Source organism: Terriglobales bacterium, assembly GCA_035457425.1.
GTDB lineage: Bacteria > Acidobacteriota > Terriglobia > Terriglobales > Acidobacteriaceae > JACPNR01.
In genome coordinates this window covers 18,530-27,887 of record DATIBR010000025.1, presented here as the reverse complement: position 1 = coordinate 27,887, position 9,358 = coordinate 18,530, and the positions used below count along the sequence as shown (strand labels likewise).

The 9,358-nt window shown below is 67.3% G+C and carries 11 protein-coding genes; 2 read left to right on the top strand and 9 right to left on the bottom strand.

All coding sequences use genetic code 11. The features are described 5' to 3' along the window. The 8 genes from VLA96_02130 to VLA96_02095 all read right to left on the bottom strand — a co-directional run. The coding region (locus VLA96_02130) for a DUF3037 domain-containing protein (GenBank protein ID HSE47986.1) at positions 1-560 on the bottom strand (560 nt) is incomplete at its 3' end. 20 nt (positions 561-580) lie between these two features. Beyond that, positions 581-1,414 carry a HipA family kinase gene (locus tag VLA96_02125; protein ID HSE47985.1) on the bottom strand — a complete coding sequence of 278 codons (834 nt, stop codon included), beginning with the start codon at positions 1,412-1,414 and terminating at the stop codon, positions 581-583. 3 nt (positions 1,415-1,417) lie between these two features. Next, positions 1,418-2,914, bottom strand: coding sequence for a hypothetical protein (locus VLA96_02120; GenBank protein ID HSE47984.1), 1,497 nt, complete (start codon positions 2,912-2,914; stop codon positions 1,418-1,420). A gap of 60 nt (positions 2,915-2,974) precedes the next feature. Then, a complete protein-coding gene (locus tag VLA96_02115; GenBank protein ID HSE47983.1) occupies positions 2,975-5,986 on the bottom strand; it encodes a hypothetical protein in 3,012 nt (1,003 codons plus the stop codon). Positions 5,987-6,069: 83 nt separating this feature from the next. After that, on the bottom strand, positions 6,070-6,519 hold the full coding sequence (locus VLA96_02110; GenBank protein ID HSE47982.1) for a dual specificity protein phosphatase: 450 nt from the start codon (positions 6,517-6,519) through the stop codon (positions 6,070-6,072). A gap of 232 nt (positions 6,520-6,751) precedes the next feature. Further along, a complete protein-coding gene (locus VLA96_02105; protein HSE47981.1) occupies positions 6,752-7,162 on the bottom strand; it encodes a sigma factor-like helix-turn-helix DNA-binding protein in 411 nt (136 codons plus the stop codon). Between the two features lie 37 nt (positions 7,163-7,199). Further along, a complete protein-coding gene (locus tag VLA96_02100; GenBank protein ID HSE47980.1) occupies positions 7,200-7,367 on the bottom strand; it encodes a hypothetical protein in 168 nt (55 codons plus the stop codon). A gap of 124 nt (positions 7,368-7,491) precedes the next feature. Continuing rightward, positions 7,492-7,701, bottom strand: coding sequence for a hypothetical protein (locus VLA96_02095; GenBank protein HSE47979.1), 210 nt, complete (start codon positions 7,699-7,701; stop codon positions 7,492-7,494). A gap of 152 nt (positions 7,702-7,853) precedes the next feature. Between VLA96_02095 and VLA96_02090 the strand changes: the two genes are divergently transcribed. Then, positions 7,854-8,570: a S24 family peptidase gene (locus VLA96_02090; protein ID HSE47978.1), complete on the top strand. Its 717-nt coding sequence runs from the start codon at positions 7,854-7,856 to the stop codon at positions 8,568-8,570. Between the two features lie 48 nt (positions 8,571-8,618). Then, entirely contained in the window at positions 8,619-8,837 is a 219-nt protein-coding gene (locus VLA96_02085) for a hypothetical protein (GenBank protein HSE47977.1), read from the top strand. A 71-nt stretch (positions 8,838-8,908) separates the two neighbouring features. On the opposite strand, the gene VLA96_02080 is transcribed toward VLA96_02085, so the two are convergent. Further along, positions 8,909-9,337, bottom strand: a complete 429-nt coding sequence (locus VLA96_02080) for a hypothetical protein (protein HSE47976.1) — start codon at positions 9,335-9,337, stop codon at positions 8,909-8,911. Positions 9,338-9,358 lie beyond the last annotated feature (21 nt).

The following is a 9,358-nucleotide window of genomic DNA, read 5'->3' as shown; positions in this document are numbered from 1 at the left end:
CCGTTCGGCTGGTAACCGCAATCGAGCTTGAGCGGGTCGCCGGGCCGCGTGTACGGCGCCACCGCGATGTTCTTCTTCATCTGCGGAATGTCCCACACGCCGGCCTTCTCGAACGCCGTCCGCATCGCGTGGAAGATGGCCATGCGCCCGCCGGCCGCGCGCCGCTCGTGCTCGAGCGGAGGATTCTCCAGGTACAACTGCGCCAGCCGCCGCGCCTCGTCGTCCAACGAGGCGGCCAGCACGCCTTGTGCCGGCGAGAGCCGAACGCTCGACGAGAACGAATCCTGCATGATGCGCAGCAGCGTCTCGCGGTCGCCGGCGCTTGCGAGTTTCTTCTGCAGGTCGCGCACCAGCGCGTCGAGCAGCTCGGTGTCGGCGTCGGGGTCGAGGCAACGCACGCGCTTCCAGTCGGGCGCGAAGCGCACCGCGGACTCGCCGCTCGCCGGCTCGCGCAGGACGACGCCGATGTTCACGAACTCCTCCCGCAGCGCGTCGGGCACGTAGCGCAGCAGGAAAAACTCGATCTGCCGCCCATTGGTCACGGGAAGAGCGTCAATCATTGTCGTCCGATGACCGAAGGTCAACTAATAAGGTGGTGGGTGACGGCGGACGGCTCCTCTTCCCAGTTGGGAAACGGCTGGCGTGTGGACCTGCGAAACTCCTCCACCAACTCCCGCACGCGCTTGCGGCGTTTCATCAACTGCGCGACCAGGCGCTCGAGCTCGTCCGGGTCGCCGTACCACTCCGGCGGGATCTGCTCGCCGATGGCGTACGCGACCCGCTCGTCGAGGGCCTCGATGCGCTCCAGCCACGGCGAGAACGAGTGCCAGCTCCGCACTGCCGCGTACGCCGCATTCCACGCGTAAACGCCGCGCAGCGGCGAATCGGGGAAGCTCCAGTCGCCCTGGTTGAAGCAGTGCCCGAAGTCGATGAATACGGCGGTGTACTTGCGCTCGCGCGCCATCCGGAAGAAGACGGCCTGCCGGCCGTTGGCGTTACACGTCCACTTGTCGAACGCCAGCGCGCCGGCGAATGCGTCCAGGTTCCGGACGCGGTCGAGCAGCTGCTCGGGCAGGTAGTCGAACACCTGGCCGACGCGCGGATCCACGGCGTAGCGCACGCCGATCTGCTGCCCGGGCTTGCACGGGATCTTTTCGCCCGCGAACTGCACGTGCAGCTCGGGCGTGTTGGCGATGAGCCACTCGCCCACTTCGACCACCTCGACCAGCGGCACCGGCAATCCGATGTGCTCCGCCAGGCGGAGCGCCAGGAACTCGTTGGCGAGCACGCGCCGGTGCTGCGGATTGTTCTGGAACTTGACGACGTAGTACTGCTCGTCGTCGGCGCGCATCAGGTGGGCCTGCGCGCCGCCGCGCATCCGCCGAACGTGTTGGACCGCGCGAGGCAGAGCCACATCCTAACCGCCTGCGCGCGCGAAGTATTCTCTTTCTCTTTCTTGTCCGATTTCCGGAACAAGCCGATCGCAGCGCCGCCGCGGCCTCCTGCGGCGGACCTCGTGCGCGATGCCCATGGCCAGCACGCGGTCGTCGTGCGTGCCGTTGGCGGCGGCCGGCGAGCCATCTTTGCGGCGCACGAACGTGCGGCATTCGGCCAGGAAGGCCTCGCTATTGAAAAGATGCGGCGCCTCCGTCACCAGCGCCACCAGGTTCTCGACCAGCGGCGGGCGCGTGGCCGCGTTGGTCAGCCAGCCGCTCTGCCCGCCGTCTTCGTAGACGCGCGGGTAGTGCTCGAGCCGGCCCAGGCTGACGAGCACGGCGTACCCGTGATTGTTGCGCTCGACGGCGACCAGCGCGCCGTTGTACTCGCGCGCGAGCTGCGCCACGCGGTGCGCCAGCTCGGGCGGGCTGAAGTGCCCGTGCAGCTCGGCGCACTGCAATCCGAGTGACGCGTCGATGACCTGCGCGCAGGCATAATCGCCGCCGGCGCCGCCGCCCGCGGGATCGACGCCCACCAGGTACTCGCGTCCTGGCTGCGGCGGATACCACACCGCCAGCCGGCCGTTGTCGCGCGTGGCGCACGCCGGCAGCGCCGCGCGCCGCTGTTCCAGCACCTCGAGGTCGAAGACGCACTCGCCCGACGCCAGGAAGCACGCCGCGGGATCTTCGGCGTACTCCTGCGGCGCCAGCTTCCCAAAACTCGCTCGCAACCCGCGGCGATACGCGATCTGCTCGCGCGTGAGCCCCACTTCGGCGCACAGCCTGCGCTCTTCGTCCGAGAGCCTTCCCAGGCCGGCGGCGGGGGCGACGTAGCCGGCTTCGTACCACCACGGAAAGAAGTGCCGCACGGTCCCGGTCTCGGCGGCGCGCTGCCACTCGTCGTAGAAGCAGCCGCCCGCGCCGTTGGGCGTGGACTCGAGCACGATCTCGCCCGAGGGCGTGAGCGCCGCGCGCAGTCCCGCCAGTGTCTCGGCGGGGTTTCCCGGCCAGCGCGCGACCTCGCTGCAATGCAGGTTGCGGATGGTGAGGCCGCGGCCGGCCTCGCGGTCCGCCGCCGTCTCCACGCGGTACTCGCTATCGAGCCGCGGGAAGACGAGCTGGCGGACGTTGGCGCGCGACGTCTCCAGCGCGCCCATGCGCCACTCCTCCGGCAGGTTCGCCAGGAAGCGATGCACGATGCGAAAGATCTGCTCGGCCGCGGCCAGGTCGTGCGCCACCTGGACGGTCACCGTCCCCGGCCGCGTGATGGTCGCCAGGAAGAAACGCGCGGCCACCCAGGTGGTCATGCCGACCTGGCGGGCCTTCAGCACGATGTGCTTTCGTCCCGCGGCGGCCTCGAACTGGCGCTGAGCCCGGTTCGCCTTCAGCGGGACGAGTTCGCCGCCCTTATCGCGGATCTGCAGCCGGTCTTCCATCTCTTTGAGCCGCGCTCCCGGCTGGTCGAGCGCTTTCGCCAACGCCGCAAGTTCGCGGAGTTGCGCCTCGACTTCCCTGCTCGATGGCTTCTTCTTCGTAGCCTAGTTCCCGATGCGCACCGCGCGGATGGAGTTCGCGGTGTTGCCGATGCCGGTGGCGTTATCGTCGGGCGTCGCGTCGAGGACGCTGGCCACAGTCGAGGCGACGGAAGTCTTCACCGTCGTCGTCGACCCCAGTGTCACGATCTTGGAGAGCGAGAGGCTCACGTAACCCGTGGCGCCCGCCCCCTGGGAAGGGGCGCCTTCCTCGCTCGACGCGTAGACGGTCGTGCCATCCCAGAGTTTCACCGTCACGCGCTGCGCGGTGGCGTTCGGCGATTTCACGGTGGTGTCGGCGATGAGCAACCACGTTCCGGCGCTGAGCGAGCAGCTGACGTTGTCGGCGTAGGTGTTGGCCGTGAGAGTGAAGTCGCTGCTGCGATAGGCCTCGCAGGTCGAAAGCGACACGGCCAGTCCGCCACCGGCGGTCGCGAGCCCGGCGCCATACGGCACATTCGCGGAAACATTGCTCGGCGTGCTGCCGTCCTTCTGCCAGCGGACGTTGATGCTGCTCGCCGGAGCGCTGGGCGTGCTGTCGTCCAGGTCGGCATCCGAAGCAGAGGAGCCGTTCACGCTCACCGCGCTACCGCCGGCAGATGTCTGGTCGGCGGAGCAGACCGGCACGCCGTCGGCGCCGATGGCCGACAGCTTGTCGGTACCCGGGCAGGTCCTGGCTTGCACGCCGCCCTTGCTGCCCACCGCCGGATCGTCCAACTCCGCGCCGCCCACCGTCTGGCCCAGCAGTGAGACGTTGGCGCTCAGCGCAGAGTCTGCCACCTTGGCGGCACTGGTGATGGTGGGTAGCTGGCTATCGGCTGCCAGCGTGAGATTCGCCACCGCGGTCGTGCTCGCGATGGAGAGTGGGGCCGTGCCCGTCGCGACCGACGAGGTGAGCGGGCCGCTGAGCGAGAAGCTGCCCGTATTCGGGCAGATCGCAGCCATGGGGGCGGTGCCGCTGCTGGCCGTGAAGCGCACGCAACCGCTGCCGCCGGCCGAGTCGAACTTCACGTCGCGGTTTCCCAGCGTCCAGCGCAGCGCTCGCGCGCTCTCGAGATTCGCGATGCTCCAGATCACATCCGCGCCGTTCGAGCGCAGCACCCAGTCAAATCCCTTCACGTCGTCGGAGGTCGCGGCGTTGTTGCGGAACGCCCATTGGCCGCCCGTGGCGCCGTTGCTGAACTGCGCTGTCGACACTCCGTTCACGAAGTTGTTGTTCGTGACGATGAGCCGTGTCGAGGTGCCGGCGTCCACCGCCACCCCATACCTCCCGTAGAAGCTGCCCGAGCCGCGGCGCGCCACGTTGTGCGAGATGTCCACGTCGCTGGTGTTCGCCCCGACGTGGAAGACGTCGTACGTCGCATCGGCCGCGAGGCTGACGCCTTGGAACTTGTTGTACGAGAACTGGGCGTCCTGCGCGCCGGTATCGATCTTCACGCCTTCTTTTTGCAGCGAGATGAACTCGACGCCGGAGACGTCGGCTCCCTTGAAGTTTCCGCCCACGTGGACGCCGCAGCTCCGCGTGTCCCCGGTGCCCGAGCCGCCGACGTGGCCATTCCGGAAGAGGAACAGGCGGCCATCCAGCAGCTCCAGGGCGCAGTCACTGCCGGCGGAGTCCTGGTAGCCGTGCTCGAACAGGCTGTTGTTCACGAGCATGAAGCGCGGATAGGAGTATGCCCCGACGCCGTCGCTATCCACCGTCTTGACCGCCGGCTTGGAGCGCGTCAGCGCCTCGATGCTGTTCATCTTCACCGTGTCGGTGCGCGAGTCAAAGACGAACAAAGCGTCGGTCTGCGTGCCCGCGCCGCGCACATCGAGGGCGATGTTCCCGAAATACGTGGAAGCGATCGTGCCGGCGCTGGCGTAGGTGCGCGCAAAATAATTCCAATTGCCGCCGCTGCTGGCGCCCTTGACCCGCTCGATCGTGTTCTGGTCGGCATTGTCGCCGTCGAGGAAGAAACCGTTGTAGGGGTCGAGGATGGCGAGGTCGTGGTAATGCCCGAGGGTGGACGTGACGTGAAAGAGGGCGCTTGCCGTCCGCACCACGCCACTGGCCGGACGCACCGTGAACCCCGACATCACGACGTTCGCGGCCGTGATGGTGAACAGGTCGCCGGTCGGCAGCGAGGCCTCGAAGACCGTGCTGCCCGGTCCCGCGCCCACGATGTGGATGCCGGCATTCCCGAGCGTCTGCGCCGCGCCCCAGGTGAATGTGCCCGGCCCAAACTCCAGGGTCGTGTTGGCCGGCAGCGAGAGCGCCTCGGAGACGGTTCCGCTCGTCCCATTGATCACGATCCGGCAATTCGCTCCGCAGTTCGCCACGGCTGCCGTGATCTGCGCGCCGAGGTTCGGACCGGTGAACCGCTCGGTGTAACGCAACCCGGCCGGCGACGCGCCGCCGGCGTTCGCGTCCACGTACGACTTGCTGGCCGCGTGCTCGGGCGCGCTCGGCGTGGGGACGAGCGGCGCTTCCACGAACGTCTTGACGCCCGCGAGCGTCTCGTCCCCCGTGTTGTGTGCGACGTTCGCGTCCGCCGCCTTGAGCGCGAGCTGTTCGTCCACGTACTGGCGCGAGACCACCTGCATCGCCACGCCCTTGGGCACGATGGTGGAGCGGATGGCGCCGATCGTCGTCGGGCTGACCGCCGGCACCGCCCAGTACTCCTCGGCGTGCGTTCCGTCGCTCAACTGGTACGTCACCGCGTAGTAGCTGCCGGCGGGCGTCGCGCCCGTGTTCGGCGCCAGGGCGAGGGAGACGGCGCCGCCCGGCCCGATCGCCAGGTTCAGCATCCCGGCCGGCACGGCCTTGTTGTCGGAGGTGGTGAAGTTCTGCCAGCGGATCAGGATCGTTCCCTGTGCGGGCGTGCCGTCGGGACGATAGAGCGTGTCCGTGATCTGCGTGAGCTGCGGCGCCTGCGCTTCGAGGCGCGCGGACAGCAGCGCGACCACGAGGGCGAGCACGAAGTACGAAAGCCGCCCGCAGGGGCGGCCTTCGAAGAGCCGTTTCAGTTTTCTCATTTGGTGTCTTCGCGGGTGGTCCTGCTTTGAACTCAAAAAGCAAAAGGCCGCTCAACGAGTGGCCTTGGTGCAAGGGCAAGAGACTACTTACTTGCGATCGCGTACGACCTGACGAAATCCTCGACGCTGCGCACGTACACGTCGGCAAAGTCGACCACCGGCCGGCGCGCCTGGATCAGGGTCTGTGCGTCCGGCAGGCTCCATCCCAGCACGCGCAGGAGCGCCAGCGCCATCATCGGCGCGCGGTGCACCCCGGCGGCGCAGTGGATGAAGACCTTGTGCTGCGGATCGGCGTCGAGTCCTTCGGTGGCGAACTCCACGCCGCGCTGGAAGATCTCCGGCGGCTTGGGCTGGAAGTCGTCGTCCACCGCGTTCCACAGCACCTCGATGCCGTACGGCCGCGCCAGCGGCGTGTCATCGAACTCGATCTGCATGTCGATGATGTGCGTGACGCCCGCGCGGGAGACCTCGATCATCTTGGGCTCGGTCCAGATGCCGCCGCCGACCGCGATCCGGTCCGTGATCCAGGTCATGTCCATGCGCAGCCAGTCACCTCGGGAGATGGAAGACGAGAAGCGTCCTCATTCTAACCGTTGGACGTGGCTGGTCCGGCCCCGAGTTGCGAACAGGCTCGCCGAGCAGACCAAAATGGCGCAAAAAAGAAACGGCCGCTCGCGGCGGCCGCTTTCTTCATGCTTAATCTCAGGATAGCAGGTCGCGCAGGGTGAACCGGACATCGCGCGCGAGAATTTATTCCCTTGTGGCTCAAGCGGTTGCCGTCATTGCCCGCGTTTCCGGCTCTTGACACGCTTCCTCGTGCAGCGGGAACGGCCGCAGCAGCGCACGCTCCAGGAAGATGCGCGCGAGCGCGTCCAGCCCGCTGGCCAGGTTGCGGCGCACCGTGCGCTCGTTCCACCCCAGCGCCTGCGCGGTCTCGGTGATGGTGTATTCCTGGAAGATGACGCGCGCGATCGCCGCCTGCGCGCCCGCGGAGAGCTGCTCCAGGCAGCGCTCCACGTCGGTCACGAAGATCACCAGGTCCTCGAAGCTGGCGGCGCGATACGACGTGACGCGCGCGCGGAACATCTCGCGCCCCACCAGCGACGGCAGCCGGCCGAGCTCGAGCGACATCCGGAAATACCGCCGCAGGATGCCCTGCGTGTGCGCGCGGTACATGCGGAGCTCTTCCGCCGGGACGCAAAAGGAACGGGGCCTACTGGACATGGCGCGCCCCCTTCCCCACCGCGATCTCGCCCATGCGCTGGGCGCAGTGCGCGCAATAGACCTCCATCGAGCCGCGACGGCGCAGCCACAACCCGCCGCACGCCTCGCAGTACTTCAGCTCCACCTGGACCACGACCTCATCCACTGCCTGCTGCATCTGGCCTCCTTCGGCCGCAAAAACAAAGAGCCCTGCGGGCAGGGCTGGCGCTCTGCCACGCAGGGCTCGTTTCGCTTACGATGACCTGCTGTCTATGTAGTTGTTCGGACCGCCTGGCGCGCGGCTACAACAACCGCTGGTCCGCCCGCCGCGTGAAGTAGCCTTCTTCGTAGCCCGACTTCAGCACGCGGCCGTTCTGGACCACCACGCTCAACCGTCCGCTGAACCGGAGCGCCGCCAGGAGCCGTTCGATGGCCCCGGAGAGCACCTCCGCTTCCTGCACCTTGCGACGAAACTCCAGGAAAACCTTGCCGTCGTCCGCGGCGACCTGCATAGGGCCTCATTCCCGGGCCTGCTATATGCTGAAGCGAGGTTATATCCACTGCCCCGACCGAAGCAAGGACTATATTCGCTTTGTCTTATTTGACTTGCATATTCTATAGCGAAGTGATATAAGACTGGCACAGCCCGGGAGCGGCTGTTTCGATGAAGTTTCGCCATCTGCAGGAGAACCTGCGCAAAGTCCTTTGGAAGCGCATCGAGGCCCGCGAGGTCACCGGCCTGCGCATCGCCGAGCAGACCGGCTTCAAGCAGGCGCACATCTCCAACTTCCTGAATCGCAAGCGCCAGATGTCCATCGACGGCCTCGACAGCGTGCTCACCACGCAGCACATCTCAGTGCTCGACCTGCTCGATCCCAAGGAGATCAACAAGCGCGCCAGCATCCTGCCGCCGTCGGAGGACGAGTTCGAGAACGTCCTGCTGGTCGAGGGCCGCATCGCCGCCGGCGAGCCGCTGGTCACCAACGAGGACGTGAAGGAGATCCTGAAGTTCAAGAAGACGTTCCTCGAGCGCCTGCGCCCCGACGGCGCGACCGCGCGCAGCGACTGGCGCCGCTTCGTCCTGGTGAAGGTGGATGAGCGGGAGGGCATGAGCATGTTCCCCCGCCTGCTGCCCGGCGCCACCGTGCTGATCGACCGCCACTACACCTCGCTCGAGCCCTACCGCAAGAACGACAAGAACATGTACGCGGTGCGCAAGGACGGCGGCTGCACCATCAAGTACGTGGACCGCGACGGCCCCAACCTGGTGCTGCGGCCGCACAATCACGAGTACCCGACCAGCGTCATCGACATCGAGGAAGGCAAGTCAGTCGCCGAATACATCGTCGGCCGCGTCTGCCACGTCGCCATCGAGACCTAGCCGCGCCGTATAATCCCTGCGTCTAAGTAACGCAGGAGGATCGCTCTCATGGACGACGTCGCCGGCCTCACCGTCGGCTCCCGCCGCAACGAAGACATCGCGCTCGACCTCATGAAGTTCATCGCCATGACCACCAACTACGGCAAGACCGGCGGTCCCGGCGCGGGCTTCGCCGGCTCCACCGCCACCAAGGCCGCCGAGGAGCACGCCAACCATCTGCTCGAGCTCTACGGCCGCTGCCTCAACGCGGTCCAGGGAAAGAAGTAGGCGTTGCCCGGAATCTGCCGATAAGCAAAAGGGCTGCGATCGCTCGCAGCCCTTTTGGTCTCGTCTGCCGGCTACCGGCGGCGCTTCTTCCCGCCGCGCTTCTTGCCGGCCTTCTTCTTGCCACCGCCGCGCTTCTTGCCGCCGCGCTTCATGCGCCGCGCGCCACCGCGCCGCGCGGCCGACTTCTTCGCCGCTTTCTTCCGGCCGCCCTTCTTCTTGCGCGCGGCCTTCTTCTTCGCGGCTTTCTTCGGCGCCGCCTTCTTGCGCGCTCCGCCTCCGCCGCCCATGCCGCCGCCGCCGGTGGCCCCGCCGCCCGAGCTCACGCCGCCGCCCGAGCCCATCGTGCCGCCCATCGGCATGTCGCCGCCCGACGGCTCGGCCTCCTCTTCTTCCTCTTCTTCCTCTTCGTACTCATCAGGCTCGGAGTACGCGGCCGACTCGCCGTAGTCGTCCATATCGTCGTCATTGCGGGCATAGAGGGTCAGGTCGTCGAGCGTCATATGTCCTCCTGGTGAGCGGGG

Excerpts from the sequence above, each read along its gene's own strand:
- VLA96_02115 (HSE47983.1), bottom strand. The coding sequence starts at position 5,986 with ATGAGAAAACTGAAACGGCTCTTCGAAGGCCGCCCCTGCGGGCGGCTT.
- VLA96_02110 (HSE47982.1), bottom strand. The coding sequence starts at position 6,519 with ATGACCTGGATCACGGACCGGATCGCGGTCGGCGGCGGCATCTGGACC.
- VLA96_02105 (HSE47981.1), bottom strand. The coding sequence starts at position 7,162 with ATGTACCGCGCGCACACGCAGGGCATCCTGCGGCGGTATTTCCGGATG.
- VLA96_02100 (HSE47980.1), bottom strand. The coding sequence starts at position 7,367 with ATGCAGCAGGCAGTGGATGAGGTCGTGGTCCAGGTGGAGCTGAAGTAC.
- VLA96_02095 (HSE47979.1), bottom strand. The coding sequence starts at position 7,701 with ATGCAGGTCGCCGCGGACGACGGCAAGGTTTTCCTGGAGTTTCGTCGC.
- VLA96_02090 (HSE47978.1), top strand. The coding sequence starts at position 7,854 with ATGAAGTTTCGCCATCTGCAGGAGAACCTGCGCAAAGTCCTTTGGAAG.
- VLA96_02085 (HSE47977.1), top strand. The coding sequence starts at position 8,619 with ATGGACGACGTCGCCGGCCTCACCGTCGGCTCCCGCCGCAACGAAGAC.
- VLA96_02080 (HSE47976.1), bottom strand. The coding sequence starts at position 9,337 with ATGACGCTCGACGACCTGACCCTCTATGCCCGCAATGACGACGATATG.